This window comes from Pseudomonas sp. LPB0260 (genome assembly GCF_013388395.1).
The window spans coordinates 2,473,399-2,499,069 of record NZ_CP058247.1; the positions used below are offsets into that span (position 1 = coordinate 2,473,399).

Genomic DNA, 25,671 nt, shown 5'->3' on the forward strand with positions numbered 1-25,671 from the left:
AATCACATGGCATTTTTGTCTGACCGAGTTGCTAGATGAGATCGTCCTTCGAGAGCGTGCTGAAAAACAAGAACATGGCTCACCTGGACAAGATGGTGAGCGCAGGGCCGTCGCTGCCGCCGCGGCGGGTGGCCTTCGTGCTGCAGGAAAACTTCTCGATGATGGCCTTCACCGGCGCGGTGGATGCCCTGGTCACCGCCAACCTGATGAGTTCGTCGCCGCTGTTCGAGGTGCTGGTGGTCGGGGGGGCCGAGGAGCTGGTGGTCAGCGACCTGGGCATCGCCATTTCCGCCGGCTGCCGCCTGGCCGAGCTGGAGGAAAAGAAGCTGGACATCCTGGTGGTGTGCGGCGGTTTCCGCGTGCGCCTGCAGGGCGAACCCTTGCTGCGCAGCAAGCTGCGTTCGGCCGAGGCCGCCGGCGCCATCCTCGGCGGCCTGTGGAACGGCGCCTATTTCATCGCCGAGGCCGGGCTGCTGAACGGCTACGAGTGCGCCTTCCATCCCGATGGCCGGGCGATGATGGCCGAGCTGTTTCCCAGCGTGAAACTGTCCAGCCACGCCCATGTGGTCGACCGCGAGCGGATCAGCTGCGCCGGGGCCAACAGTTCCCTGGGCATGATGCTTGAGGTGGTGCGCTGCAGCGGTGGTGAGCAGCTGGTCAGCGCGGTGGAGGAGGTGCTCAGCTGCGACAAGATGCGCGAGGTCATGGACGTGTCGGTGGTCTCGGTGGACTACGATCCGACCCTGCCGCAGGCGCTGAAGCTGGCCCTGGAGCTGATGCACAACAACATCGACGAACCGCTGGTGGTCGATGAGATCGCCGACTGCGTGGGCATCTCCCGGCGTCACCTGGAGCGCCTGTTCTGCCGTCACGTCAACGCCACCCCCTCGCGCTACTACCTGGAATTGCGCCTGACCCGCGCGCGCCAGTTGCTGCAGCAGACCAACAAGTCCATGGCCGAGATCGCGGTGGCCAGCGGCTTCGTCAGCATTTCCCATTTCCGCCGCTGCTTCCGCGAGTTCTTCGACGTCGCCCCGGGGCGTTTCCGCGCGACCTCGCAGCAGGGCCGCTGAGCCGCGCCGCCGTCCGGCCGCTGACTGTCAGCGGGGTGGCGGCGGCAGCCCCAGCGCCGCTCCAGGCGAGCTGAGGCGGGCGCAGGCGTTGCTGGCATCGGCCAGCAGCACCAGGCTCAGGTGGTCGACGGGCTGCGGGCGGGCGCGCAGATATTCGCCGTGCTCGAGGGTCAGCCGCGCCAGGTAGTCCGCATAGTCCGCATCGACGGTTTCCTGCGCTGGTGCCGGGAGCGGAGCCGGCTCTGGCGCGGCCTCGCTGGCGCCGTCCGCTGTTGCCACCGGCTGCTGGGGCAGCAGCTTGCTCAGCAGCAGCTGAAAGTCGACATAGCCGCGGACTTGCGCCTCGCTGCTCACCGCGGGCAGGTTGCGGCCGGCGGCGGAGGAGGGCTGGAGCGTGGCGAGGCCGTTGATCATGGACAACTCGTTGCGGCTGGACGGGACCGGGTCTGGCAGAATGCCGACCCAAACTGGTTATCGGCCGACGCGCGGCCGAATTGAACGATCTCGAGTGTGATTGCCCATGAGTGACCAACAGCCCAGCGCCAGCATTCGCATGGACGCCCTGGCCGCCCATCTGCACGAGGCCGCCGACGCCTGGGCCGCGCGCCTGGGTCTGCCGCGTGAGGGCGAGGCGCAGTACGCCTTGCAGCTGGGCGAGGCGGGCCTGCAACTGGTCGAGCTGGGGCCCCAGGCGCCCGGGCCGGTACGGGTGGACTTCGTCGAGGGCGCCATGGCCCATCGCCGCCAGTTCGGCGGCGGCAGCGGGCAGATGATCGCCAAGGCAGTGGGCGTGCAACCGGGCGTGCGCCCGCGGGTGCTGGATGCCACCGCCGGCCTGGGGCGCGACGGGTTCGTCCTGGCCAGCCTGGGCTGCGAGGTGACCCTGATCGAGCGCCAGCCGCTGATCGCCGCTCTGCTCGAGGATGGCCTGGGGCGCGCCGTCGGCGATGCCGAGGTGGGGCCGATCGTCGCTCGCATGCGTCTGCTGGCCGGCAACGCCATCGAGTTGATGGGCGCCTGGGAGGACGAGCCGCCCCAGGTGATCTACCTCGACCCGATGTTTCCCCACCGCGACAAGAGTGCCCTGGTGAAGAAGGAAATGCGTCTGTTCCGTCCCTTCGTCGGTGACGATCTGGATGCCCCGGCGCTGCTCGCCGCGGCCCTCGAACTGGCCAGCCATCGGGTGGTGGTCAAGCGTCCGCGCAAGGCGCCGCTGATCGATGGGGCCAAGCCCGGCTATGCCCTGGAAGGCAAATCCAGCCGCTACGACATCTATCCGAAGAAGTCCCTGGGCAAGGCCTGACTAGTCAGGCCGGTAGGCGCGCATGAACATCGCCACCACGTTGCGCACATGCTGCTCGGCCACCGCCCCCTGCTGCGCCTCGCCGCAGCCGATCAGCAGGCGGAAGTTGGCGCCGCCCTTGACCAGGCAGAAGAACTGGTCGGCCGCTTCCAGCGGGTCGTCGATGCGCAGCTTGCCGGCGCGTTGGGCCTGGCGCAGCAGATGCTCCATTTCCTGCAGCACGCGCTGCGGCCCGGCCTCGTAGAAGACCCGCGACAGCTTGGGGTCCTGGGCGCCCAGGCTGACCATCACCCGGTGCAGCTCGATCGATTCGCGGCTGTTGATCAGCGCGTGGAAGCCACGGGCGATGTTCAGCAGCACGCTCTCGAGCGGCGCGTCATCCGCCAGCTCGAACAGCAGCTCGGGCAGCTGTTCCTGGCACTTGGCCTTAACCGCCTCGGAAAACAGCGTCTCCTTGTCGGTGAAGTGGCTGTACACCGTCAGCTTGGACACCCCGGCCTCCGCGGCGATGGCATCCATGCTGCTGCCGTCGTAGCCGTGGCGCAGGAACAGGTTCTTCGCCGCGTCCAGAATGGCCTGGCGCTTGGCGAGGTCTTTCGGGCGACCCGGGCCGCTGGGGGGTAACAATTTGTTGGGCATGGGCAGCTTTTAATACTGGACTGGTGAGTTTGCTATTTTTACTATACCCGTCGGTTCAAATATTCCAAACCTCCGCGAAAGGTCGTTCATCATGTTGCGCCATGTCCTGTCCGTCGCTCTGCCCGCCAGTCTAATCGCGCTGCTCGCCGCCTGTGGCAATGGCGAGCAGGTTGAGCAGTCCATCCGTCCGGCCCTGGTGGTGCAGCCGCAACCGGCCGCCGAGCTGATGGACAGCTACCCCGGCGAGGTGCGCGCGCGCTTCGAGCCGGAGCTGGCGTTCCGCATCGCCGGCAAGGTGACCAAGCGCCTGGTCGAGGTCGGCGACCAGGTGAAGAAGGACCAGCCCCTGGCCGAACTGGACCCCCAGGACGTGCGCCTGCAGCTGGAGGCGATCCGCGCCCAGGTGGCCGCCGCCGAAGCCAATCTGCGCCTGGTGCGCGCCGAGCGCGACCGCTACAAGACGCTGCTGGAGCGCCAGCTGGTCAGCCGCTCGCAGTACGACAACGCGGAGAACCTCTATCGCTCCGGCGAGGCGCGGCTCAAGCAGGTCAAGGCCGAGTTCGACGTGGCCAGCAACCAGGCCGGCTACGCCGTGCTGCGCGCGTCTCAGGACGGCATCATCGCCAAACGCATGGTCGAGGTCGGCCAGGTGGTGGCGGCCGGGCAGAGCGTGTTCACCCTGGCCGCCAATGGCGAGCGGGAGGTGTTGATCAGCCTGCCCGAGCAGGCCTTCGAGCGCTTCAAGGTCGGCCAGTCGGTGGCGGTCGAGCTGTGGTCGCAGCCCGACCAGCGCTTTTCCGGGCAGATCCGCGAGATGTCGCCGGCCGCCGACCCGCAGTCGCGCACCTTCGCCGCCCGGGTTTCCTTCGTCGAAGGCAAGGTGCCGGCCGAACTGGGGCAGAGCGCCCGGGTGTTCATCGCCCACGACGGCGAGGTGCCGCTGGCGGTGCCGTTATCGGCACTGAGCGCCGAGCAGGGCCGGCCCTTCGTCTGGGTGGTCGACCCGGCAGACTCCAGCCTCAAGCGCACCCCGGTGCGTATCGGCGCCTATGGCGAGAAGACCGTGCCGGTGCTCGAAGGCCTGAAGGCCGACGACTGGGTGGTGGCCGCCGGCGTGCAGGTGCTGCGCGAGGGCCAGCAGGTGCGCCCGGTCGACCGTGACAACCGAGCAGTCAAGCTGGTGGCCAAGGAGTAGTCCCGATGGCTTTCAACCTATCCGCCTGGGCGCTGAACAACCGCCAGATCGTCCTCTACATCATGCTGCTGCTGGGTATTGTCGGGGCGATTTCCTACACCAAGCTGGGGCAGAGCGAGGACCCGCCGTTCACCTTCAAGGCCATGGTGATACGCACCAACTGGCCGGGGGCGACGGCCGAGGAAGTGTCCCGCCAGGTCACCGAACGCATCGAGAAGAAGCTGCTGGAGACTGGCGAGTACGACAAGATCGTCTCCTTCTCCCGCCCGGGCGAGTCCTCGGTCACCTTCATCGCCCGCGACTCCATGCATTCCAAGGAGATTCCCGATCTCTGGTACCAGGTGCGCAAGAAGGTCAGCGACATTCGCCACACCCTGCCCCAGGGCATCCAGGGGCCGTTCTTCAATGACGAGTTCGGCACCACCTTCGGCAATATCTACGCGCTGACCGGCGAAGGCTTCGACTACGCCGTGCTCAAGGACTACGCCGACCGCGTCCAGCTGCAATTGCAGCGGGTCAAGGATGTCGGCAAGGTCGACCTGCTCGGCCTGCAGGACGAGAAGATCTGGATCGAGCTGTCCAACACCAAGCTGGCCACCCTCGGCCTGCCCCTGGCGGCAGTGCAACAGGCGCTGGATGAGCAGAACGCGGTGTCCTCGGCGGGGTTCTTCGAGACCGCCTCCGACCGCGTGCAGCTGCGGGTGACCGGCAGCTTCCAGTCGGTCGAGCAGATCCGCGATTTCCCCATTCGCGTGGCCGAGCGCACCTTCCGCATCGGCGACGTGGCCGAGGTCAAGCGCGGCTTCAACGATCCACCGGCGCCGCGCATGCGCTTCATGGGCGAGGACGCCATCGGCCTGGCCGTGTCGATGAAGAGCGGTGGCGACATCCTGGTGCTGGGCAAGGCCCTGGAGGGCGAGTTCGCCCGCCTGCAGGAGACCCTGCCGGTCGGCATGCAGCTGCGCAAGGTGTCGGACCAGCCGGCTGCGGTGAAGACCGGGGTCGGCGAGTTCGTCCGCGTGCTCACCGAGGCGGTGATCATCGTCCTGTTGGTGAGCTTCTTCTCCCTCGGCCTGCGCACCGGCCTGGTGGTGGCGCTGTCGATCCCGCTGGTGCTGGCGATGACCTTCGCCGCCATGTACTACCTGGACATCGGCCTGCACAAGATTTCCCTCGGCGCCCTGGTGCTGGCCCTCGGCCTGCTGGTCGACGACGCGATCATCGCGGTGGAGATGATGGCGATCAAGATGGAGCAGGGCTACGACCGCCTCAAGGCGGCCAGCTACGCCTGGAGCAGCACCGCCTTCCCGATGCTCACCGGCACCCTGATCACCGCCGCCGGCTTCCTGCCGATCGCCACCGCGCAGTCCGGTACCGGCGAGTACACCCGCTCGATCTTCCAGGTGGTGACCATCGCCCTGCTGGTGTCGTGGATCGCCGCGGTGGTCTTCGTGCCCTACCTGGGGGCCAAGCTGCTACCGGACCTGGCCAAGCTGCATGCGGCCAAGCACGGCGGCAGCGACCAGGGCCACGACCCCTATGGCACGCCCTTCTATCAGCGCGTGAGGCGCATGGTGGAGTGGTGCGTGCGCCGGCGCAAGACGGTGATCCTGCTGACCCTGGCCCTGTTCGTGGCGTCCATCGCGCTGTTCCGTTTCGTGCCTCAGCAGTTCTTCCCGGCTTCCGGGCGCCTGGAGCTGATGGTCGACCTCAAGCTCGGCGAGGGCGCCTCGCTGGCGGCCACCGAGGCCGAGGTCCAGCGCCTCGAAGCCCTGCTCGAAGGCCATGAGGGCATCGACAATTTCGTCGCCTATGTCGGCAGCGGCTCGCCGCGCTTCTACCTGCCGCTGGACCAGCAGTTGCCGGCCGCCAGCTTCGCCCAGTTCGTCATCCTGGCGAAAAGCATCGAGGAGCGGGAGAAGATCCGCACCTGGCTGATCGACACCCTGGGTCAGGAGTTCCCCAGCCTACGCACGCGCATCTCGCGCCTGGAAAACGGCCCGCCGGTGGGCTATCCGGTGCAGTTCCGCGTGTCCGGCGAGCACATCGACGAGGTGCGCGCCCTGGCCCGCGAGGTGGCGAACAAGGTGCGCGCCAACCCCCACGTGGTCAACGTGCACCTGGACTGGGAGGAGCCGAGCAAGGTGGTGCGCCTGAACATCGACCAGGAACGCGCCCGCGCCCTGGGGGTGAGCACCGCCGACCTGTCGCGCTTCCTGCAGAGCTCGCTGACCGGCGCGCCGGTCAGCCACTACCGCGAAGGCAACGAACTGATCGAGATCCTCCTGCGCGGCACCCAGGGCGAGCGTCAGCAACTGGGCCTGCTGCCGAGCCTGGCGGTGCCCACCGAGAGCGGCAAGCGCGTGCCCCTGGCGCAGATCGCCGTGCTCGAGTACGGCTTCGAGGAAGGGGTGATCTGGCACCGCAACCGCCTGCCGACCGTCACCGTGCGCGCTGACATCTACGGCCAGCAGCAGCCGGTCACCCTGGTCAAGCAGATCCTGCCGACCCTGGAGCCGATCCGCGCCGCGCTGCCGGACGGCTACCTGCTGGACGTCGGTGGCACGGTGGAGGACTCGACGCGCGGACAGCAGTCGGTGAACGCCGGCGTGCCGCTGTTCATCGTGGTGGTGCTGACCCTGCTGATGCTGCAACTCAAGAGCTTCTCGCGCTCGGCCATGGTGTTCCTCACCGCGCCGTTGGGGCTGATCGGCGTGACCCTGTTCCTGCTGATCTTCCGCCAGCCGTTCGGCTTCGTCGCCATGCTCGGCACCATCGCCCTGTCCGGGATGATCATGCGCAACTCGGTGATCCTGGTCGATCAGATCGAGCAGGACATCGCCGCCGGCCTGGACCGCTGGCAGGCGATCATCGAGGCCACGGTGCGGCGCTTCCGGCCGATCGTGCTGACCGCCCTGGCGGCGGTGCTGGCGATGATCCCGCTGTCGCGCAGCATCTTCTTCGGGCCGATGGCGGTGGCCATCATGGGCGGCCTGATCGTCGCCACGGCGCTGACCCTGCTGTTCCTGCCGGCGCTCTATGCGGCCTGGTTCAGGGTCAAGCCGGCGGCGCACTGAGGTCCGGCGCGGCAATGAAAAAGCCCGGTCGCGCGACCGGGCTTTTTTCTGCGCGGCAGTCTGCCGGCAGGGCTACTGTCGCTCGGCCTGCAGCAGCGCCTGGCCGCGGGCCAGGTAGGCGGACATCTCCGTCTCGGGCACCATGCTGCCGCCGGTGGCCCAGACCAGGTGGGTGGCGCGGGCCAGGCGCTCGGGCGTCAGTCCCAGGCGCTGGCGATAGCCCTGTTGTTCGCCCAGCACCTGCAGCATGCCCGGCACCCCGGCCAGCGCCGAGGGCTCAAGACGCAGGCCCTCGCTGCTCTGCAGCAGCGCCAACAGGCGGAACAACTCCTCGTCGCTGACCGTGTAGTAGCCGTCGATCAGGCGCTGCATGGCGCGGCCGACGAAGCCGGACGGGCGGCCGACCGCCAGGCCGTCGGCGGCGGTGAGGTTGTCGATGCCGAAGTCCTGCACCGCCACCTCGTCGTGCAGGCCGCTGTAGACCCCCAGCAGCATGCAGGGCGAGTGGGTCGGCTCGGCGAACAGGCAGTGCACCGCGTCGCCGAACGCCAGCTTGAGGCCGAAGGCCACCCCGCCCGGGCCGCCGCCGACGCCGCAGGGCAGGTAGACGAACAGCGGATGCTCGGCGTCGACGCGGATGCCGGCGGCCGCCAGCTGCGCCTTGAGGCGCTCGGCGGCCACCGCGTAGCCGAGGAACAGGTCCGGCGAGTTTTCGTCGTCGATGAAGTGGCAGAACGGATCGGCGCTGGCCTGTTTGCGCCCCTCGGCCACGGCGACGCTGTAGTCGCAGGCGTACTCGACCACCTCGACGCCGTGGGCGCGCAGCTTGTCCTTCTTCCACTGACGGGCGTCGGCCGACATGTGCACCGTGGCCTGGAAGCCCAGGCGGGCGCTGATGATGCCGATCGACAGGCCGAGGTTGCCGGTGGAGCCGACGGCGATCTTGTGGCGGCCAAAGAAGGCCCGCGCCGCGTCGCTGTCGAGGGTCGCGTAGTCGTCGTCGAGCCGCAGCAGGCCTTCGGCCAATGCCAGGTCCTCGGCGTGCTTGAGCACCTCGTAGATGCCGCCGCGGGCCTTGATCGAGCCGGAGATCGGCAGGTGGCTGTCCTGCTTGAGCCACAGTGCGCCGTCGAGGCTCAGGTCATGGCGCTCGGTCAGCAGCGCCTGCAGGTGCGGCAGCGCGACCAGCGACGATTCGATGATGCCGCCGCTGCCCGCCGTCTCCGGGAAGGCCCGGGCGATATAGGGCGCGAAGCGGGCCAGGCGCGCGCTGGCGGCGTCGACGTCGGCCTGGCTCAGGCCGACATCGCCCAGGGCCTCGGCCGCGGGGGCGATCCCCGGGTTGAACCAGCTGAGCGGACGCAGGGCGACCAGCTCCTCGATCAATGGATATTCCTGGCACCAGGTGGCCAGCGACTTGCCGAGCGGCATGGGGTGGATTCCTTGCAACGGAGTGCTCCGCAGCGTGTATTGCGCCGTCTGGAGCGGGTGGGTTGTGGCGATATTAGACAGCGATGTGGCAGCGCTGACAAAGGGCGCTGCCTGGCCGCAGGGTGGTCTTCAGGGGGAAACGGCGGCGATCACCGAGATCTCCACCAGCAGCTCGGGGCTGGCCATCGCGGCCTCCACGCAGGCGCGCGCGGGGGCATGGCCGGCCGGCACCCAGCTGTCCCACACGGCGTTCATCTCGGCGAACAGGCTCATGTCCTTCAGGTACAGGGTGGCGGAGAGGATCTGCTCGCGGCTGCTGCCGACCGATTCCAGCAAGGTGTCGACCTTCGCCAGCATGGTGCGGGTCTGATCGGTTATGCCGGCGCTGCGGTCCTCGGCCACCTGCCCACACAGGTAGACGGTGTGGTTGTGCACCACGATGCGGCTCATGCGCGCGCTGGTTTCGTAACGGGAAATATTCATGACGACTCCTGTGTCGAGTGTGGGATGGGGAATGCTTCGCAGTGGTCGTGCCGAACGCTGCGCTCGGTGCGAGGCAACCGACCGGTCCACGCCCTCGAGTGGCTTGGCGGGGCGTTGCGTTCGCTCGGCTGGCGCCGATGGCGCGCAACAGGCGGGGCTGAGCCCACCAGGGGCTCAGCGAGGGTGCGGGGGCGTTTACAGGGCGCCGAAGACCTTCTTCGCCAGGCTAGTGGCCGCACCGGCGGGATTCTTGCGGATGCTCGCTTCCTGCTCGGCGATCATGGCGAACAGGCCGTCCAGCGCCTGTTCGGTGACATAGCTTTCGATATTGGCGTTCTTGGCGTCGAGCATGCCGAAGTTGGCCGCCTGGCCGGCGAAGGCGTTGTACTGCTGGGCCAGGCCGACCCGGTCGGTGGCCTGCTTGACGATGGGCAGGAAGCGCGCGCGGATCTGTTCGCGGCTGCTGCTGTCCAGGTACTGGGTGGCGGAGTCCTGCGGCCCGGTGAGGATGCCCTTGGCGTCCTGCACGGTCATCTTCTTCACCGCCTCGACCAGCAGCGCCTGGGCCTCGGGCACCGCCGCCTCGGCGGCGCGGTTCATGCTCAGCTCCAACTGCTCGACCTGGTTGCCCATGCCCATCAGCTTCATGGTCTGCGCCGCCTTGCCGAGGTTGCCCGGCAACTCGATGCGAACCTGCGGGTTGTCGTTGAAGCCGCCGGGGGCGCCGAGTTGCTTGACCGCCACCTGGGCACCCTGGATTAGCGCGTCCTTGAGGCCGCCGCTGGCGTCCTGCTGGGTCAGGTCGGCGAGCGACAGGGCGAAGGCGTTGGCAGACAGGGCCAGGCCGGCGAGCAGTGTGGAAAGGCGCAACATGGGGCAATCCTTTTACGGAGGGTATGGGTCGAGCTTAGCGGAGCGGCGGGGCGGCGCAAACCCTGACTTGGCGCCGCCCGGGCCGGTTGCAGGGCCGGCGCCCGCCATCTGCCGGCGCCGTGCCGCGGTTTGCGCTGACGCGTCACAGGCGTTATTACTGAAAGGCCTTTCCCGCTGCAAAGGCTATTGACGCAATGCCCCAAGACCACGAATTCAAGCTGCCCCCTGTGACCAGCAAGGAGGACGGCCAACCGCGCCGGGTCGGCATCGAGCTGGAGTTCACCGGCCTTACCCTGGAGCAGACCGCCGCCGCGGTGCAGGAAGCGCTGGGCGGTGAGCTGTCGCGCACCTCGGCCAGCGAGCGGGTGCTGCGGGTGGATGGCCTGGGCACCTTCAACATCGAGCTGGACTGGGACTTCCTCAAGCGCCAGGCGCTCAAGGCCGAGGAGGAGGACGAGGGCGGCGCGCAGTGGATGGACCTGCTCAGCCAGGCGGCGAGCCTGGTGGTGCCCCTGGAGGTGGTCTGTCCGCCCATCGCCATCGGCGAGCTGGAGCGCCTGCACAGCATGGTCGACGGCCTGCGCCGGGCCGGGGCAGTGGGCACCGAGAACTCGCCAATGGCGGCCTTTGGCGTGCACCTCAACCCCGAGATACCGCGGCTCGACGCGCCTACCATCGGCGCCTACCTGCGTGCCTTCGGCCTGCTGCAGTGGTGGCTGGTGGACGCCCACCAGGTGGACATCTCGCGCAAGATCAGCCCCTACATCGACCTGTATCCGGAGGCCTACGTGAAGCGGTTGGTCGAGCAGGCGCCGCCCGCCATGGGGCAGCTGTTCGACGACTACCTGGAGCACAACGCCACGCGCAACCGCGCCCTGGACCTGCTGCCGCTGCTGGCGCAGATCGATGCCGAGCGGGTGCGCCAGGCCGTGCCGGACCCCAAGATCAAGGCCCGCCCGACCTTCCACTATCGCCTGCCCAACTGTCAGATCGAGAAGGCCGACTGGTCCCTGGCCGGGTCGTGGAACCTGTGGTGGCTGGTCGAGCAGCTGGCTTCCCGGGACGACGAGCTGCAGGCGCTCGGCGCGGCCTTCGTCGAGCATTGGCGGCCGCTGCTGGGGCTCAATCGTGGGGCATGGCTGGAGTACGTCGGGCGATGGCTGAACGACCGCGGGTGGGGGTAACCGGCAACTCGCGCCGCTGGTCGCCGTCCTGGTGGTCGACCCGCCTGGCGCTGCGCCTGGCCGGCGCACAGGCCGAGCGCATCAGTGTGCGCCATGCCGCCAGCGGCCGGCCGCTGAGCGCGCTGATCATCGGCGGTGGCGACGACATAGGGCCGGAGCACTACGGCGGCGAGATCACCGCCAAGGTGCGCAGCGATCCAGAGCGCGATGAGCTGGAGATGCGCTGGATCGAGCGTGCCCTGGAGCAGGGCATCCCGCTGCTCGGCATCTGCCGCGGCGCCCAGCTGATCAACGTGGTGCTCGGCGGCAACCTGCACCAGGACATCCGCGCGATGCGCGTGCACACCTACAACCGCCCGGGCCTGCTGCCGACCAAGCAGGTGCGCGTCGATGCCGAGTCGAGGCTGGCCGGGCTCTGCGGCAAGGCCCGCCTGCGGGTCAACAGCCTGCATCATCAGGCCGTGCGCCAACCGGGCGAGGGGCTGCGGGTCGTGGCCTGGGACCTGGACAATATCGTCCAGGCGGTGGAGGCAGCGGACGGCCGGCCGATCATCGGCGTGCAGTGGCACCCGGAGTACCTGTGCTACCTGCCGGCGCAGCTGGCGCTGTTTCGCTGGCTGATACGCAGCGCCGCATAAGGGACGCGGACCGCCTCGCCGACCTGGCCGAGCATGGCCGCCGGGCATTGTTGCCTTGCCGTGCGCCATGACGAGTTTTTCACATCGCCCCGACATTCCGCCGACAGCCGCCTGCCTAGCCTGCGCATCTACCTTGGTTCTGGCGTAGGAATGACCGTGCTGCCCACTTCGCAAACCCGCAATCTCGCGACCGCTCCGGCGGCCTGGACGCTCAGCGTCAGCCGCCCGTTGATGACCCTGCTGACCGCGCTCTGGCTGCTGCTGTTCAGCAACCTGCCGTTCTGGCGCGATGTCTGGCAGGGGGTGGATGGCCTGGACAACGGCAACTGGCTGTTCCTGCTCAGCCTGCCGCTGTTCGCCTGGCTGTGGCTCTACCTGCTGCTCAGCCTGCTGGCCTGGGGGCGGATGACCAAGGCGGTGCTGGGCGCCATGCTGCTGGTCTCGGCCGCGGCCAGCTACTTCATGGGCCGCTACGGAATCGTCATCGACTCCAGCATGCTGACCAATGTGCTGCAGACCGACGGCGCCGAGGCCGCCGAGCTGCTCAGCTGGCGCCTGCTGGTCTGGCTGGCGCTGGTCGGTGGCTTGCCGCTGCTGGCGCTCAGCCGCCTGCGCAGCCGGCCGCGCGGCTGGCGCCGGGAGCTGGGCATCAAGCTGGGCAGCATGGTCCTGGCCCTGGTCTGCCTGCTGGGCATCGCCCTGAGCCAGTACCAGTCCTATGCCTCGCTGCTGCGCAACCACCATGAGCTGCGCCTGCTGCTGACGCCTTCCAATGTGCTGGCGGCGCTGCACGGCTACCTGCGCCGGGAGTTGCAGGCGCCGCCACGCCTGCAGGTGATCGGCGCGGACGCCCATCGCCTGGCCAGCGTCGGCGCCGCGCGCAAGCCGAGGCTCACCGTGCTGCTGGTCGGCGAGACCGCGCGGGCGGCGAACTTCTCGCTCAATGGCTATGCCCGCGAGACCAGCCCGGAGCTGGCCAAGGCCGGGGTGATCAGCTTCAGCCACGTCAGCTCCTGTGGCACCGCCACGGCGGTGTCGGTGCCCTGCATGTTCCTCGAGGTCGGCCGCGACCAGTACCAGGAGTCGATGTCGCGCAACCGCGAGGGCCTGCTCGACGTGCTGCAGCGAGCCGGGGTCAGGGTGTTGTGGCGCGACAACAATTCCGGCTGCAAAGGCGCCTGCGACCGGGTGCCGAGCGAGGACGTCTCGCACCTCGAGCTGGCCGATCTGTGCGCGGACGGCGAGTGCCACGACGAGGTGTTGCTCAGCGGTCTGCAGGGCTATCTGGACAAGCTGGACGACGACGCCGTGGTGGTGCTGCACATGAAGGGCAGCCATGGCCCGGCCTACTACAAGCGCTACCCGGCGGCCTTCGAGAAGTTCGTACCGGTCTGTCGCAGCAACGAGCTGGACCAGTGTTCCAGCCAGAGCATCGTCAACGCCTACGACAACAGCCTGGCCTATACCGACCACGTACTGGCGCAGACCGTCGCGCTGCTCGAGCGCAACGCCGCGCGCCTCGACACGGCGATGCTCTACGTCTCCGATCATGGCGAGTCCCTGGGCGAGGGCGGTCTCTACCTGCACGGTCTGCCCTACGCCATGGCGCCCGACGAGCAGACCCATGTGCCAATGATTCTCTGGGTCTCCGAGGGCCTGCTGCGCCAGGAGGGCCTGCAGGCCCATTGCCTGACGGGCCTGAAGGACCAGCGCCTGTCCCACGACAACCTGTTCCACTCGGTGCTGGGCCTGATGGCCGTGCAGACCTCGACCTACCGCCCCGAGCGCGACCTGTTCCGCCAGTGCCTGGCGCCGCAGCAGGCCGCCGCGCAGATGGACAGCGCGGCGAGTAGGGTCAACTAGCGCCGGGCGCGTGTCTTGCCGGGCGGCGGGTCAGAGACTGTCCTGGGCGTCCTCGCCGCGATCCATCGCCACCTGGCGGATCGACAGGCGCAGCTCGGCCGGCAGCACGCGCTTGGCGGCGCCCTCGACCAGCTCGCCCAGTTTCTCGTGGTGACCGAGCTTGCCGGCCTCGTCCTGGCGCAGCACGCCCTGCTCCTGCAGGGTCTGGATGAAGTGGCGGAACAGGCTCTTGTCGAAGAACTCCGGGGCATTGAGGCCATGCAGGATCGACAGGCGCTGGGCCATCACCGTGCACAGGTCCTCCAGCTGCTCGGCGCTGATGACGTTCTGCCCAGCATTGAGCAGCAGGGCGATGGCCATGTAGAAGCGCTGCAGGGTCTGGGCGATGGCCCGCGACAGCAGGGTCAGCAGGACGAACTGGCGCGAGCTCGGCGCCGGACGCACGTAGACGTCGCCCTCGAGCTTGAGCAGGCCCTGCTCGACGAAGGCCGCCAGCCACTCATCGACGACGCTCTCCAGTTCCTCCACGTCCCAGCGGATGAACAGCTCGGCCTGCAGGTAGGGGTAGAGCGCCTCGGTGAAGCGCAGGATCTGCTCGCGGCTGATCCGCGCGCTGCTCTGGAAGAAACTCGCCAGCAGCGCCGGCAGGGCGAAGATATGCAGCACGTTGTTGCGGTAGTAGGTCATCAGCACCGCATTGTGCTCGTCCAGGTAGAGGATCTTGCCCAGGGCGTCGCGCTGTTCGGCGAGCAGGTCCATGCCCTTGACGTAACCGATCAGCGCCTGGCCGTCACCGTCCGGCAGGGTGGTGTGGGGCGAGTAGGGCACCCGGCGCAGCAGCGCCAGGTAGAGGTCGAGGACCCGCGCCAGGGCGCTGTCGTCCAGGGCCAGCTTGCTGGTGGACAGCAGCGCCAGGGCCACCAGGTTGACCGGGTTGATCGCCGCCGCTTCGTTGAGGCGTTGCGCCACCCGCGCGCCGAGGCGGCTGGTGGTGTCGTTCAGCCAGGCCGGGCGGAACTGCCCGGCGTAATCCTGCTCGCGCCAGCCCGGTTGCTGCTGGTCGAGGAACTCGGCCAGCTTGATCGGCTCGCCGAAATTCACCCAGACCTGGCCGAAGCGCTGCTTGAGCGCGCCGATGACCTTGAAGATGTCGAAGATCGACTCCTTCTTCTTGCTCGCCCCACGCAACTCGCCCAGGTAGGTGCGGCCTTCGAGGACTCTTTCATAGCCGATATACACCGGCACGAACACCACCGGCAGGCGGTGGCTGCGCAGGAAGCTGCGCAGGGTGATGGCCAGCATGCCGGTCTTGGGCTGCAGCATGCGCCCGGTGCGCGAGCGCCCGCCCTCGACGAAGTACTCGACCGGGAAGCCCTTGCTGAACAGGCTGTGCAGGTATTCGTTGAACACCGCGGTGTACAGCGGGTTGCCCTTGAAGGTGCGGCGCATGAAGAAGGCGCCACCGCGGCGCAGCAGGCCGCCGATCAGCGGCATGTTGAGGTTGATGCCGGCGGCGATGTGCGGCGGGGTCAGGCCGTTGCGAAACAGCAGGTAGGACAGCAGCAGGTAGTCGATATGGCTGCGGTGGCAGGGCACGTAGATCACCTCGTGGCCCTGGGCGACGTCCTGCACGCCCTCGATGTGGTTGACCCGGATGCCGTCGTAGATCTTGTTCCAGAACCAGCTGAGCACCAGTTCGAGGAAGCGGATGGCGGTGTAGGCGTAGTCCGAGGCGATCTCGTTGCCGTAGCGCAGCGCCTGGGCTTCGGCCTTTTCCAGGCTGATGCCGGTGCGCGCGCTTTCCTCGCTGATCGCCTGGCGTACCAGCGGGCCGTGCACCAGGCCCTTGACCAGGTTGCGCCGGTGCGACAGGTCCGGGCCGATGACCGCGGTCTTCTGGTTGCGGAAATGCACACGGAGCATGCGCTGGACCATGCGCAGGGTGCGCTCGTGGCCCTTGTCCTGCTCGACCAGCTCGCGCAGGTGGATGGGCGTGGAGAACTGCACGCGGGTCTTGCGCCCGAGGATCAGGATGCTGACCAGCCGGCGCAGGCGCCCGGTGACCGCCCAGCTGTCGGCGAACAGCAGCTTCCAGGGGCTGGTTTCGCGGTCCGGCGACTGCCCCCAGAACACGCTGACCGGCACGATCTGCGCATCGTCCACGGCGTTCTGCCGTAGCGCGCTCACCAGCCGCGCCAGGGTCGGCGAGCTGCCGCGCTTGTCCTGGCGGCCGAGCCAGTCCGGCTCCGGGGTCAGGTAGAAGAAAGCCGCCGGCTCCTCCAGGTCGCCGACCCGCACCGCCACTACCGGGCGCGGCAGGCCGGCCTTGCGGCATTCGCTGTCGACCACCGCCAGGTCGCTCAGCGACGGCTGCTGCAGCACGAAGAACACCGGCTTGCTGCGGTCGAGCTTGAGGGTGAAACCCGACTGGTTGATGGTTTCCGAGCGTACCCAGAGGTACAGCAGGCGGCGCAGGGTGCCGAACACGAGGCGATGGAGCGGGGAGCGGGTCATACGGAATCTGCTGATGGCGTAAAACGAGCGATTGCTCGGGCTGGCTAGTGTGCCGTATCGCCGACGCGCCGGCAAAAGTCTTGTCGGCCGCCGCGCTTTGCGCGGCGGCGCAACATTTGCGCAAATTCCCGGTCTTGCACTGGCGAAGGCGGACTCCTTATAGTCCTGCGCGCATTCGAAGGGCCCGTCTCGCTGCTGTACGGGTAGCGGACAGGGTTTGACCGCGATGGTGAGAGACCATGATCGAGATAAGAAATCTTACGAAGCGTTTTGCACAGCACACGGCGGTGGACAACCTGTCCTTCCGCGTCCAGCCCGGTGAAGTGCTGGGCTTCCTCGGCCCCAACGGCGCCGGCAAGTCCACCACCATGAAGATGCTCACCGGCTTTCTCGCGCCGACCTCCGGTAGCGCCAGCATCCTCGGCTTCGATATCCAGAAGGACACCCGCCAGGCGCAGCGGCAGATCGGCTACCTGCCCGAAGGCGCGCCCTGCTACGGCGACATGACGGTCCGCGGCTTCCTGCAGTTCATCGCCGAGGTTCGCGGTTATCGCGGTCAGGAGAAGCAGCAGCGGGTGCAGCAGGCGGTGGCCCAGGTCGAGCTGGAGAAGGTCCTGGAGCAGTCCATCGAGACCCTGTCCAAGGGCTTCAAGCGCCGGGTCGGCCTGGCCCAGGCGATTCTCCACGATCCCAAGGTGCTGATCCTCGACGAGCCCACCGACGGCCTGGATCCGAACCAGAAGCACCAGGTGCGCAAGCTGATCCAGAGCCTGGCCCGGGACAAGATCGTGATCATCTCCACCCACATCCTCGAGGAAGTCTCGGCGGTCTGCACCCGCGCGGTGGTGATCGGCCAGGGCCGGCTGCTGGCCGATGGCACGCCGCTGGAGCTGGAGAGCCGCTCGCGCTACCACCAGGCGGTGACCCTGGTCGCCGAGGAACCCCTGGACCATGAGGCCCTGGCGGCGCTGCCCGGCGTGCTCGGCGTGGAGGCCAATGCCCCGGAGCACAGCCTCAGCGTGCTGGCCCGGCCGGGGGCGGTGATCTACCCCCAGGTCAGTGGCTTGATCGCCGAGCGCGGCTGGAAGGTCAAGGAGTTGAATGTCGAGCGCGGCCGCCTGGATGAGGTGTTCCGCAGCCTGACCCGTGGGGAGGTGGTATGAAGCAGTTGTCGGTGATCTTCAAGCGCGAGCTGGCGAGCTACTTCGCCACGCCGCTGGCCTATGTGTTCATCGTGATCTTCCTGGTGCTGTCCGGGGTGTTCACCTTCTACCTGGGCGGCTTCTTCGAGAGCGGCCAAGCCAACCTGGCGCCGTTCTTCAACTTCCACCCCTGGCTGTACCTGTTCCTGGTCCCGGCCATCGCCATGCGCCTGTGGGCCGAGGAGCGCAAGTCCGGCTCCATCGAGCTGCTGATGACCCTGCCGATCAGCCGCTTCGAGGCGGTCACCGGCAAGTTCCTCGCCGCCTGGGTGTTCGCCGGTCTGGCGCTGCTGCTGACCTTCCCGATGATCATCACCGTCAACTACCTGGGCCAGCCGGACAACGGCGCCATCGTCACCGGCTACCTCGGCAGCTGGCTGCTGGCCGGCGCCTACCTGGCGATCGGCTCATGCATGTCGGCCCTGGCGAAGAACCAGGTGATCGCCTTCATCCTCGCGGTGGGGCTGTGCTTCCTGTTCATCGTCAGCGGCTTCCCCATGGTCCTCGACGCCTTCAGCGGCTGGGCGCCGCAATGGCTGGTCGATGCCGTCGCCTCGTTGAGCTTCCTGACCCGTTTCGATGCCATCAGCAAGGGCGTGATCGACCTGCGCGACCTGCTGTATTTCCTCACCCTGATCGCCGCCTGGCTGGCCGCGACCGCGGTGGTCATCGACCTGAAGAAAGCCGACTGAGGACGCGCCCATGAAAAAGCTGATGGTATCCAGCGCCGGGCTCGTGCTCATCGCCCTGGCGTTTCTCGCCTTCAACCTGGTCTCCGGGCTCAGCCTGAGCGGCGCCCGCCTGGACCTGACCGAGCAGAAGCTCTACACCATTTCCGCCGGCACCGAGCAGATCCTCGGCAGCCTGGAAGAGCCGATCGAACTGAGCTTCTTCTACTCCGACAACACCGCCAAGGACCTGCCGGCGCTGCGCACCTACGCCAGGCGCGTGGAGGAGATGCTCAAGGCCTACCAGCGCGAGGCCGGCGACAAGCTCAAGCTGCAGATCATCGACCCGGCGCCGTTCTCCGAGGACGAGGACAAGGCCGCCGAGTTCGGCCTGCAGGCCATCCCGCTACAGCAGGGCGGCGACTCGCTGTACTTCGGCCTGGCCGGCAAGAACGCCCGGGGCGACACCCAGGTCATCCCGTTCTTCGCCCTGGATCAGGAGGAGTTCCTCGAGTACGAGCTCAGTCGCCTGGTGCAGAGCCTGGCCGAGCCCGAGCGGCCGGTGGTCGGCGTGCTCTCGGGGCTGCAGATCAACGGCGGCTTCGACATGATGGCGCGCCAGCCGACACCGCCGTGGATGGTCATGGAGGAGATCCGCCAGCTGTTCAAGATCGAGAGCCTGAAGGGCGACATCGACGCAATCCCCGAGCAGGTCTCGGTGCTGCTGCTGGTGCACCCGAAGCAGCTGCCGCAGCAGACGCTCTACGCCATCGACCAGTTCGTCCTGCGCGGCGGCAAGCTGCTGGCCTTCGTCGACCCGTTCAGCGAGGCCGACACCCAGGCCGAGATGCCCGGGGAGATGGCTGTCGACAAGTCCTCCGACCTGGCGCCGCTGTTCAAGGCCTGGGGCCTGCGCATGCTGCCCGATCAGGTGCTCGGCGACGGCGCCTACGCCATGTCCGTGAGCATGGGCCAGGGCGCGCGCCCGGTGCGCCACGCCGCCTGGCTGAGCCTGCCGAAGAATGCCCTGGATCAGGACGACATCAGCACCGCGGCGTTGGAGAACCTGACCGTGGCCAGCGCCGGCATGCTCGAGCCGCTGGAGGAGGCGAAGACCACCTTCATCCCGCTGGTGCAGAGCTCGCAGTACGCCATGCCATTCGATGTGAAGCGTTTCGGCCTGCTGCACAACCCGGAGGAACTGATCCGCGACCTGCAACCGACCGGCGAGCGCTACACCCTCGCCGCGCGCATCAGCGGCCCGGTGCAGTCGGCCTATCCGGACGGTATCGAGGGGCGCAAGGACGGCCTCAAGCAGGCGGACAACATCAACGTCATCGTGGTCGCCGACACCGACCTGCTGACCGATCGCATGTGGGTGCGGGTGCAGGACTTCTTCGGCCAGCGCATTCCCCAGCCCTGGGCCGACAACGCCGGTTTCGCGATCAACGCCCTGGACAACCTGGCCGGCTCCGAGGCGCTGATCAGCGTGCGTTCGCGCGGCCGCTTCAGCCGTCCATTCGAGGTGGTCGAGGCGCTGCAGCGTGAGGCCGAGGCGCGCTTCCGCGAGAAGGAGCAGGCCCTGCAGGCACGCCTGGCCGATACCGAGCAGAAGCTCGCGGCGCTGCAGCGCAACGACGACCCGAGCACGAGCCTGGAGCTGACCCCGGAAGAGCAGGCCACGGTGCAACAGTTCCTCCAGGAGAAGCTGAAGATCCGCAAGGAACTGCGCGAGGTGCGTTATCAGCTCAACGCCGATATCGAGGCGCTGGGGCGGACCCTGAAGTTCGTCAATATCGCCCTGATGCCGTTGGCGTTGACGCTCGGGGTGCTGGCCCTGTGGCTGTGGCGTCGCCGCCGCCACGGCTGACGGCCATCTCGCGGGTCGGGCGGCTCCGCGCCCGCCCCGTCGGCAGGGTACCGGGCGAGCACCTGGCATGTCTTGTAAATAACGCTGCAGGCCTTGTCCTGTATGGCCTGCAGCCCATCCCAAAAAGTGCTTTTCAGGCCCCGGGCTTGCTTTATACTCCGGCAGCGGTCGTTGTTATAACGCCATCGTCAATACCCGCTCCTCGCTTACTTCGGCCAGGGTCGGATACGACTGGAGCAACGTTTGCGCCGGACCGTCGAAGCGCCTTTACGGGACAATAAAAAACTGCGAGTTGGAGAGTGTAGTAATGGCTGATCGTGAGACTGGAACCGTCAAATGGTTCAATGATTCCAAGGGATATGGCTTCATTCAGCGCGAGAGCGGCGCCGATGTGTTCGTGCACTATCGGGCTATCCGCGGTGAGGGCCACCGCTCCCTGGTCGAAGGGCAGAAGGTCGAGTTCGCCGTGACCCAGGGTCAGAAGGGCCTGCAGGCCGAAGACGTGTCCGCGCTCTGAGCGCCGGCGCCACAGTAAAAGCCCGTCATCGACGGGCTTTTTTGTGCGCGGCTGAGAATGGCGGCCGGGATCAGCCGGTGCGCCAGGTGATCTCCTCGACGCCATCGGCGCTGATGCGCATCCAGCGGTCGGCCTGCTCGTCGCTTTCCTCCTCCTGCCAGCCGCCGGGGGCGCAGCGCACCTCGACCTGCAGCGCGGCGAAGGCCGCCTGGGCACAGGCCAGGTCGTCCGCCCAGGGCGTGGCGTCGCTCTCCAGGTAGAGGCTGTGCCATTTGCCGACGGCCTTCGGCAGCCAGGTCACCGGCACTTCGCCGGCGCGGCATTTGAAGGTCTGGCCCTTCTGCTGCCAGGGGGTGCAGGGGCCGAGTGCCTGACCCAGCCATTCGGCGACGGCCTGGTGCTCGGCGTCCTTCAGGTAAATCTCGATATCCGGTTGGCGCATGGGGCAGGTCCCTAGAGTTTCTCGATCCAATCGTAGCGTATGGCGACGGTCACCTCGAACGGCGCGGCAATCACCGCGTTGCGCCGCTCGGCGCTGGCGCGCCAGCCGTGGGGGGTCATGGCCAGCAGGTCGGCGCGGGCTTCGGCGCTGTCCAGCTGCAGGGCGAAGCGCAGGGTTTCGCTGTGGGCCAGGCGCATGCCGTCGGGGATCAGCTCCAGGTGCTTCTGATCGTCATAGTCGCGCACCTGGTCATAGAGTTTCTGGCGCAGCTCCAGCAGGTGCTCGCGGCTCGGGCCCATGCGCAGCAGGCCGCCGCCGGGGGCGAGCAGGCGCCGGGCCTCCTGCCAGTCCAGCGGGCTGAACACGCTGGCCAGCAGCTGGCAGCTGGAATCGCTCAGGGGCACCCGGGCCATGCTCGCCACCAGCCACTCGAGCTGGGTTGCGCGCTTGCAGGCGCGCTTGACCGCCTCGCGGGAGATGTCCAGGGCATAGCCCTGGGCCTGGGGCAGGGCCTCGGCGATCTGCGCGGTGTAATAGCCCTCGCCGCAGCCGATATCCAGCCAGCGGGCCGGGTTTCGCGCGGCGGCCAGTTCGGCCAGGCGCGTGGCCAGGGGCGCGTAGTGGCCGCCGTCGAGAAAGCGCCGCCGGGCCTCGACCATGGCGGCGTTGTCGCCGGGATCGCGGCTGTTCTTGTGCTGCACCGGCAGCAGGTTCAGGTAGCCCTGGCGGGCGCGGTCGAAGCGATGGCCGGCCGCGCAGGCCACGCCGTTGTCGACCGCGCCCAGGGCGCCCTGGCAGATCGGGCAGGTGAGCATCAGGCGAGCAGCTTGACGAGGGTCTGGTAGTAGATCTCGGTCAGCACATCCAGGTCGCTGGCCAGCACCCGCTCGTTGATCTGGTGGATGGTTGCGTTGACCGGGCCGAGCTCGACCACCTGGGTGCCGAGGGTAGCGATAAAGCGCCCATCGGAAGTACCACCGGAGGTCGAGGGCGTGGTCTCGCGCCCGGTCACCGCCTTGATGCTGGCGGCCACCGCATCGAGCAGGGCGCCGGGTTCGGTAAGGAACGGCAGGCCGGACAGCGCCCACTCCACGTGGTAGTCCAGGCCGTGCTTGTCGAGGATGGCTTCGACGCGCTTCTGCAGGCCCTCGACCGTGGATTCGGTGGAGAAACGGAAGTTGAAGATCGCCTGCAGCTCGCCGGGAATCACGTTGGTCGCGCCGGTGCCCGAATTCAGGTTGGAGACCTGGAAGCTGGTCGGCGGGAAGAAGGCGTTGCCGTCGTCCCAGTGCTCGGCGGCGAGTTCGGCCAGGGCCGGGGCGGCCAGGTGGATGGGGTTCTTGGCCAGGTGCGGGTAGGCCACGTGGCCCTGCACGCCGCGCACCGTGAGCTTGGCGCCGAGGGAGCCGCGGCGACCGTTCTTGACCACGTCGCCGACCAGCGAGGTGCTCGAGGGCTCGCCGACGATGCACCAGTCCAGGCGCTCCTGGCGCGCCGCCAGGCGCTCGATCACCGCCTTGGTGCCATGCTGGGCCGGGCCTTCCTCGTCGCTGGTGATGAGAAAGGCGATGCGCCCCTTGTGCTTGGGGTGGTCGGCGACGAAACGTTCCACCGCGATGATCATCGACGCCAGGCTGCCCTTCATGTCGGCGGCGCCGCGGCCGCAGAGCATGCCGTGTTCGTCGATCAGGGCGTCGAACGGCTGGTGCTGCCAAGCCTGCAGCGGGCCGGTCGGGACCACGTCGGTGTGGCCGGCGAAGCACAGCACCGGACCTTCCTGCTCGCCGTGGCTGGCCCAGAAGTTGTCCACCTCCTCGATGCGCATCGGCTCGACCGCGAAGCCGACGGCTTGCAGGCGGCGCATCATCAGCTCCTGGCAGCCTTCGTCGACCGGCGTGACGGACGGGCGGCGAATCAGGTCGCAGGCGAGTTCCAGGGTGGCGGAAAGGGTCGGCGAGGGGGCGGTCATTGCGGCTCCAGGGCGGGGTCTAGCGGAAAGGCCGCCATCTTAAAGCAAAATGTCGTTCGATGGCCGCCGTCAGGCGCCGCAGTTCGTCCAGCTGAGTGGGTCAGAGCGCAGGCCCGGGTGGCCGCAGCCGCTGTGCGCACCGGTATAATGCGGGCCCGCTCGATTTCTGGCTGTTGAGGTGAGTAGATGCCGTTCGACGATCAACGCTTTGCTGGAATTGCCCGTCTGTACGGCCGCGAAGGTGCGGAGCGGCTGTTGGCCGCCCATGTCGCGGTGGTCGGCATCGGCGGCGTGGGTTCCTGGGCGGCGGAGGCGCTGGCGCGTTCGGGGGTCGGCGAAATCTCGCTGTTCGACCTGGACGATGTGTGCATCAGCAACACCAACCGCCAGGTGCACGCGCTGGACGGCGCGGTCGGCCAGGCCAAGGTCGAGGCCATGGCGGCGCGCATCCGCGCCATCAACCCGGCCTGCGTGGTGCACGCGGTGGCCGACTTCGTCACCCGCGAAACCATGGCCGAGTACATCACCGAGCAGTTCGACGCGGTGATCGACTGCATCGACAGCGTGGCCGCCAAGGCCGCGCTGATCGCCTGGTGCAAGCGGCGCAAGATCCAGATCGTCACCACCGGTGGCGCCGGCGGCCAGGTCGACCCGACGCAGATCCAGATCGCCGACCTCAACAAGACCTACAACGACCCCCTGGCGGCCAAGGTGCGCTCGATGCTGCGCCGCGACTACAACTTCTCGCGCACCCCGGGGCGCACCTACAGCGTGCCCTGTGTGTTCTCCACCGAGCAGCTGCGCTACCCCAAGCCGGACGGCACGGTGTGTCAGGCCAAGGGCTTCGTCGGCGAAGGGGTCAAGCTCGACTGCGCCGGTGGTTTCGGCGCGGTGATGATGGTCACCGCCAGCTTCGGCATGGCGGCGGTGGCCAAGACGGTGGACAAGCTGGTGGCCGGCGCGCGGCGACCGGCCGAGCGCGCGGCGAAAACCTCCTAGTCCTCCGAGTGCTCCGCCGCCAGTTGGCGCATGCGCAGCAGCACGGCATTCAGGCCGTTGCTGCGTGAAGGCGAGAGCTGGCGCGACAGGCCGAGCTGGGCGAACCAGTCCGCCAGGTCGACTTCGCCCAGTTGCGCGCCGCTGAGGCCGTCGACCCGCGCCAGCAGCACCGCCAGCAGGCCGCGCAGCAGGCGGGCATCGCTGGCGGCGCGAAAGTGCCAGTGACCCTCCTGCTCCTCGCCCACCAGCCAGACCTGGCTTTCGCAGCCGTGCACCCGGTTGGCCTCGTTGCGCTCGTCCTCAGTCAGCGGCGTGAGGCGTTCGCCCCACTGCATCAGCAGGCGGGCGCGTTGCTCCCAGCCCGGGCATTGGGCGAAGGCGTCGAGCGCTACCTGGGCACCGCTGGGGATACTCATCGCAACAGCTCCAGGGCCCGGTCCAGCGCGGTGAAGAAGCGCTGCAGGTCCGTACCATCGTTGTACAGCCCCAGGGACACCCGCACCGCCCCGGCCAGGCCCAGGCTGCTGAGCAGCGGCATGGCGCAATGATGGCCGGCGCGCACGGCGATGCTTTGGTCGGTCAGCAGGTGGGCGAGGTCGGCGTTGTGCACGCCGTCGACGACGAAGCTGGCCAGGGCCACCCGCGGGGCGCCGAGCAGCTGGATGCCGTCGCGGACGGCCAGGCCGGCCAGCAGCTTGGCGTGCAGCGCCGCCTCGTGGCCGCTGACCGCGGCGGCGTCCAGCGCGCCCAGGTAGTCGAGGGCGGCGCCGAGGGCGATCACCCCGGCGATCGGCGGCGTGCCGGCCTCGAAGCCCAGGGGGGCGTCGCGAAACTCGGCGTATTGATAGTCGGCCAGGCGCACCATCTCGCCGCCGTACTGCCAGTGCGCGAGGCGGCGCAGGGCTTCGCGGCTGCCGTAGAGCACGCCGACCCCGTCCGGGCCGTAGAGCTTGTGACTGGAGAACACGTAGTAGTCGCAGCCCAGGGCCTGCACGTCATGGCGGCCGTGGACCACGCCCTGGGCGCCATCGATCACGGACAAGGCCCCGTGGGCCCTGCCCAGGTCGATCAGCTCGGCCAATGGCTGCCAGCAGCCGAGCACATTGGACAGCTGGCTGAGCGCCAGCAGGCGGGTGCGCGGGCCGATCAGCTCGGCGGCCCGCTGCAGGTCGACTTGGCCCGCGTCGTCCAGGGGCAGCACCACCAGCTTGAGCCCGCGCCGCAGCGCTAGTTGTTGCCAGGGCAGCAGGTTGGCGTGGTGCTCCGCGGCGCTGACGACAATCTCGTCGCCGGCGCGGAACTCGGCCTCCAGGCCATAGGCCAGCAGGTTGAAGGCCTCGGTGGCGCCGCGGGTGAAGACGATCTGGCTCGCTTCGGCGGCGTTCAGCCAGTTGGCGACCTTGTCGCGGGTCGACTCGAAGGCGCGGGTGGCACGCTCGCCGGGCAAGTGCTGGGCACGGTGCACGTTGGCCGCGCCGCCGGCGTAGTAGCCGAGCAGGGCATCGAGTACGGCCTGGGGCTTCTGTGCGGTGGCGGCGCTGTCCAGGTAGGTCTGGCCCTCGGCTTCTAGCGCCAGGATGCCGGGGAAATCGGTGCGCCAGGGGGAAATCAGGGACATGGGGTTCAGGCCTGAAAAAGTCCCGAGAGTGCGGGGATGATCATGTAGGGTGCGCCGTGCGCACCCAGTGCTGAACCGCGCGCGAAGGGTGCGCGCGGCACAGCCTGCTCGGG

22 protein-coding genes and 1 pseudogene are annotated in these 25,671 nt (G+C 68.1%); 12 read left to right on the forward strand and 11 right to left on the reverse strand.

The window, feature by feature from the left end; all coding sequences use genetic code 11:
- The first annotated feature begins 35 nt into the window (after positions 1-35).
- Positions 36-1,073: a GlxA family transcriptional regulator gene (locus LPB260_RS10975; RefSeq protein ID WP_208708760.1), complete on the forward strand. Its 1,038-nt coding sequence runs from the start codon at positions 36-38 to the stop codon at positions 1,071-1,073.
- A 27-nt stretch (positions 1,074-1,100) separates the two neighbouring features.
- Here the strand turns inward: LPB260_RS10975 and LPB260_RS10980 are convergent, their stop codons facing one another.
- A complete protein-coding gene (locus tag LPB260_RS10980) occupies positions 1,101-1,487 on the reverse strand; it encodes a hypothetical protein (protein WP_208708761.1) in 387 nt (128 codons plus the stop codon).
- Between the two features lie 110 nt (positions 1,488-1,597).
- Here LPB260_RS10980 and LPB260_RS10985 point away from each other — a divergent pair.
- Positions 1,598-2,376: pseudogene (locus LPB260_RS10985) on the forward strand (class I SAM-dependent methyltransferase).
- Here LPB260_RS10985 and LPB260_RS10990 read toward each other — a convergent pair.
- A complete protein-coding gene (locus tag LPB260_RS10990) occupies positions 2,377-3,015 on the reverse strand; it encodes a TetR/AcrR family transcriptional regulator (RefSeq protein ID WP_208708763.1) in 639 nt (212 codons plus the stop codon).
- A 91-nt stretch (positions 3,016-3,106) separates the two neighbouring features.
- On the opposite strand from LPB260_RS10990, the gene LPB260_RS10995 reads away from it, so the two are divergent.
- Together LPB260_RS10995 and LPB260_RS11000 are read left to right on the forward strand one after the other, a co-directional pair.
- Positions 3,107-4,210: an efflux RND transporter periplasmic adaptor subunit gene (locus LPB260_RS10995; protein ID WP_208708764.1), complete on the forward strand. Its 1,104-nt coding sequence runs from the start codon at positions 3,107-3,109 to the stop codon at positions 4,208-4,210.
- Positions 4,211-4,215: 5 nt separating this feature from the next.
- Positions 4,216-7,287 carry an efflux RND transporter permease subunit gene (locus LPB260_RS11000; RefSeq protein WP_208708765.1) on the forward strand — a complete coding sequence of 1,024 codons (3,072 nt, stop codon included), beginning with the start codon at positions 4,216-4,218 and terminating at the stop codon, positions 7,285-7,287.
- 72 nt (positions 7,288-7,359) lie between these two features.
- Here LPB260_RS11000 and dsdA read toward each other — a convergent pair whose 3' ends face one another.
- From dsdA to LPB260_RS11015, 3 genes are all read right to left on the reverse strand, one after another.
- Positions 7,360-8,718: a D-serine ammonia-lyase gene (dsdA, locus tag LPB260_RS11005; RefSeq protein ID WP_208708766.1), complete on the reverse strand. Its 1,359-nt coding sequence runs from the start codon at positions 8,716-8,718 to the stop codon at positions 7,360-7,362.
- 129 nt (positions 8,719-8,847) lie between these two features.
- On the reverse strand, positions 8,848-9,201 hold the full coding sequence (locus LPB260_RS11010; RefSeq protein ID WP_208708767.1) for a RidA family protein: 354 nt from the start codon (positions 9,199-9,201) through the stop codon (positions 8,848-8,850).
- 195 nt (positions 9,202-9,396) lie between these two features.
- The gene (locus LPB260_RS11015; RefSeq protein WP_208708768.1) at positions 9,397-10,074 is read right to left on the reverse strand and encodes a DUF4197 domain-containing protein; all 678 of its coding nucleotides are present in this window, start codon (positions 10,072-10,074) and stop codon (positions 9,397-9,399) included.
- Between the two features lie 194 nt (positions 10,075-10,268).
- Here LPB260_RS11015 and LPB260_RS11020 point away from each other — a divergent pair, with 194 nt between their 5' ends.
- The 3 genes from LPB260_RS11020 (at position 10,269) to LPB260_RS11030 (ending at position 13,759) form a co-directional block, all read left to right on the forward strand.
- Positions 10,269-11,258, forward strand: coding sequence for an amidoligase family protein (locus tag LPB260_RS11020; RefSeq protein ID WP_208708769.1), 990 nt, complete (start codon positions 10,269-10,271; stop codon positions 11,256-11,258).
- A complete protein-coding gene (locus LPB260_RS11025; RefSeq protein ID WP_208708770.1) occupies positions 11,231-11,896 on the forward strand; it encodes a gamma-glutamyl-gamma-aminobutyrate hydrolase family protein in 666 nt (221 codons plus the stop codon). The genes LPB260_RS11020 and LPB260_RS11025 overlap by 28 nt, the downstream gene beginning before the upstream one ends.
- A gap of 156 nt (positions 11,897-12,052) precedes the next feature.
- A complete protein-coding gene (locus tag LPB260_RS11030) occupies positions 12,053-13,759 on the forward strand; it encodes a phosphoethanolamine transferase (RefSeq protein ID WP_256625605.1) in 1,707 nt (568 codons plus the stop codon).
- Between the two features lie 30 nt (positions 13,760-13,789).
- Here the strand turns inward: LPB260_RS11030 and plsB are convergent, their stop codons facing one another.
- Entirely contained in the window at positions 13,790-16,273 is a 2,484-nt protein-coding gene (gene plsB / locus LPB260_RS11035) for a glycerol-3-phosphate 1-O-acyltransferase PlsB (protein WP_208708772.1), read from the reverse strand.
- Positions 16,274-16,512: 239 nt separating this feature from the next.
- On the opposite strand from plsB, the gene LPB260_RS11040 reads away from it, so the two are divergent.
- From LPB260_RS11040 to LPB260_RS11055, 4 genes are all read left to right on the forward strand, one after another.
- The gene (locus tag LPB260_RS11040) at positions 16,513-17,436 is read left to right on the forward strand and encodes an ABC transporter ATP-binding protein (protein ID WP_208708773.1); all 924 of its coding nucleotides are present in this window, start codon (positions 16,513-16,515) and stop codon (positions 17,434-17,436) included.
- Positions 17,433-18,167, forward strand: coding sequence for an ABC transporter permease subunit (locus LPB260_RS11045; RefSeq protein WP_208708774.1), 735 nt, complete (start codon positions 17,433-17,435; stop codon positions 18,165-18,167). Before LPB260_RS11040 ends, LPB260_RS11045 begins: the two co-directional genes overlap by 4 nt.
- 10 nt (positions 18,168-18,177) lie before the next feature.
- Positions 18,178-20,013, forward strand: coding sequence for a Gldg family protein (locus LPB260_RS11050; RefSeq protein WP_208708775.1), 1,836 nt, complete (start codon positions 18,178-18,180; stop codon positions 20,011-20,013).
- Between the two features lie 307 nt (positions 20,014-20,320).
- On the forward strand, positions 20,321-20,530 hold the full coding sequence (locus LPB260_RS11055; protein WP_208708776.1) for a cold-shock protein: 210 nt from the start codon (positions 20,321-20,323) through the stop codon (positions 20,528-20,530).
- Between the two features lie 70 nt (positions 20,531-20,600).
- Here the strand turns inward: LPB260_RS11055 and LPB260_RS11060 are convergent, their stop codons facing one another.
- Genes LPB260_RS11060 through dapE form a run of 3 tightly spaced genes read right to left on the reverse strand, consistent with a single transcriptional unit; the run spans position 20,601 to position 22,941 of the window.
- Entirely contained in the window at positions 20,601-20,972 is a 372-nt protein-coding gene (locus tag LPB260_RS11060; RefSeq protein WP_208708777.1) for a hypothetical protein, read from the reverse strand.
- 11 nt (positions 20,973-20,983) lie between these two features.
- A complete protein-coding gene (locus LPB260_RS11065; RefSeq protein WP_208708778.1) occupies positions 20,984-21,787 on the reverse strand; it encodes a putative RNA methyltransferase in 804 nt (267 codons plus the stop codon).
- Complete coding sequence (dapE, locus tag LPB260_RS11070) at positions 21,787-22,941, reverse strand: succinyl-diaminopimelate desuccinylase (RefSeq protein ID WP_208708779.1); 1,155 nt, start codon at positions 22,939-22,941, stop codon at positions 21,787-21,789. Before dapE ends, LPB260_RS11065 begins: the two co-directional genes overlap by 1 nt.
- Positions 22,942-23,127: 186 nt before the next feature.
- On the opposite strand from dapE, the gene tcdA reads away from it, so the two are divergent.
- On the forward strand, positions 23,128-23,940 hold the full coding sequence (gene tcdA / locus LPB260_RS11075; protein WP_208708780.1) for a tRNA cyclic N6-threonylcarbamoyladenosine(37) synthase TcdA: 813 nt from the start codon (positions 23,128-23,130) through the stop codon (positions 23,938-23,940).
- Here tcdA and LPB260_RS11080 read toward each other — a convergent pair.
- The gene (locus LPB260_RS11080; protein WP_208708781.1) at positions 23,937-24,356 is read right to left on the reverse strand and encodes a SufE family protein; all 420 of its coding nucleotides are present in this window, start codon (positions 24,354-24,356) and stop codon (positions 23,937-23,939) included. The genes tcdA and LPB260_RS11080 overlap by 4 nt on opposite strands.
- A complete protein-coding gene (locus LPB260_RS11085) occupies positions 24,353-25,558 on the reverse strand; it encodes an aminotransferase class V-fold PLP-dependent enzyme (RefSeq protein ID WP_208708782.1) in 1,206 nt (401 codons plus the stop codon). The genes LPB260_RS11080 and LPB260_RS11085 overlap by 4 nt, the downstream gene beginning before the upstream one ends.
- Positions 25,559-25,671 lie beyond the last annotated feature (113 nt).

What these genes read in the sequence shown, in the direction of transcription:
- LPB260_RS11045 (WP_208708774.1), top strand. Translation starts at nt 17,433, where the DNA reads ATGAAGCAGTTGTCGGTGATCTTCAAGCGCGAGCTGGCGAGCTACTTC.
- tcdA (WP_208708780.1), top strand. Translation starts at nt 23,128, where the DNA reads ATGCCGTTCGACGATCAACGCTTTGCTGGAATTGCCCGTCTGTACGGC.
- plsB (WP_208708772.1), bottom strand. Translation starts at nt 16,273, where the DNA reads ATGACCCGCTCCCCGCTCCATCGCCTCGTGTTCGGCACCCTGCGCCGC.
- LPB260_RS11060 (WP_208708777.1), bottom strand. Translation starts at nt 20,972, where the DNA reads ATGCGCCAACCGGATATCGAGATTTACCTGAAGGACGCCGAGCACCAG.
- LPB260_RS10975 (WP_208708760.1), top strand. Translation starts at nt 36, where the DNA reads ATGAGATCGTCCTTCGAGAGCGTGCTGAAAAACAAGAACATGGCTCAC.
- LPB260_RS11025 (WP_208708770.1), top strand. Translation starts at nt 11,231, where the DNA reads ATGGCTGAACGACCGCGGGTGGGGGTAACCGGCAACTCGCGCCGCTGG.
- LPB260_RS10995 (WP_208708764.1), top strand. Translation starts at nt 3,107, where the DNA reads ATGTTGCGCCATGTCCTGTCCGTCGCTCTGCCCGCCAGTCTAATCGCG.
- LPB260_RS11085 (WP_208708782.1), bottom strand. Translation starts at nt 25,558, where the DNA reads ATGTCCCTGATTTCCCCCTGGCGCACCGATTTCCCCGGCATCCTGGCG.
- LPB260_RS11015 (WP_208708768.1), bottom strand. Translation starts at nt 10,074, where the DNA reads ATGTTGCGCCTTTCCACACTGCTCGCCGGCCTGGCCCTGTCTGCCAAC.
- LPB260_RS11040 (WP_208708773.1), top strand. Translation starts at nt 16,513, where the DNA reads ATGATCGAGATAAGAAATCTTACGAAGCGTTTTGCACAGCACACGGCG.
- LPB260_RS11000 (WP_208708765.1), top strand. Translation starts at nt 4,216, where the DNA reads ATGGCTTTCAACCTATCCGCCTGGGCGCTGAACAACCGCCAGATCGTC.
- dsdA (WP_208708766.1), bottom strand. Translation starts at nt 8,718, where the DNA reads ATGCCGCTCGGCAAGTCGCTGGCCACCTGGTGCCAGGAATATCCATTG.
- LPB260_RS11055 (WP_208708776.1), top strand. Translation starts at nt 20,321, where the DNA reads ATGGCTGATCGTGAGACTGGAACCGTCAAATGGTTCAATGATTCCAAG.
- LPB260_RS11065 (WP_208708778.1), bottom strand. Translation starts at nt 21,787, where the DNA reads ATGCTCACCTGCCCGATCTGCCAGGGCGCCCTGGGCGCGGTCGACAAC.
- LPB260_RS11050 (WP_208708775.1), top strand. Translation starts at nt 18,178, where the DNA reads ATGAAAAAGCTGATGGTATCCAGCGCCGGGCTCGTGCTCATCGCCCTG.
- LPB260_RS10980 (WP_208708761.1), bottom strand. Translation starts at nt 1,487, where the DNA reads ATGATCAACGGCCTCGCCACGCTCCAGCCCTCCTCCGCCGCCGGCCGC.
- LPB260_RS11010 (WP_208708767.1), bottom strand. Translation starts at nt 9,201, where the DNA reads ATGAATATTTCCCGTTACGAAACCAGCGCGCGCATGAGCCGCATCGTG.
- LPB260_RS10990 (WP_208708763.1), bottom strand. Translation starts at nt 3,015, where the DNA reads ATGCCCAACAAATTGTTACCCCCCAGCGGCCCGGGTCGCCCGAAAGAC.
- LPB260_RS11020 (WP_208708769.1), top strand. Translation starts at nt 10,269, where the DNA reads ATGCCCCAAGACCACGAATTCAAGCTGCCCCCTGTGACCAGCAAGGAG.
- dapE (WP_208708779.1), bottom strand. Translation starts at nt 22,941, where the DNA reads ATGACCGCCCCCTCGCCGACCCTTTCCGCCACCCTGGAACTCGCCTGC.
- LPB260_RS11080 (WP_208708781.1), bottom strand. Translation starts at nt 24,356, where the DNA reads ATGAGTATCCCCAGCGGTGCCCAGGTAGCGCTCGACGCCTTCGCCCAA.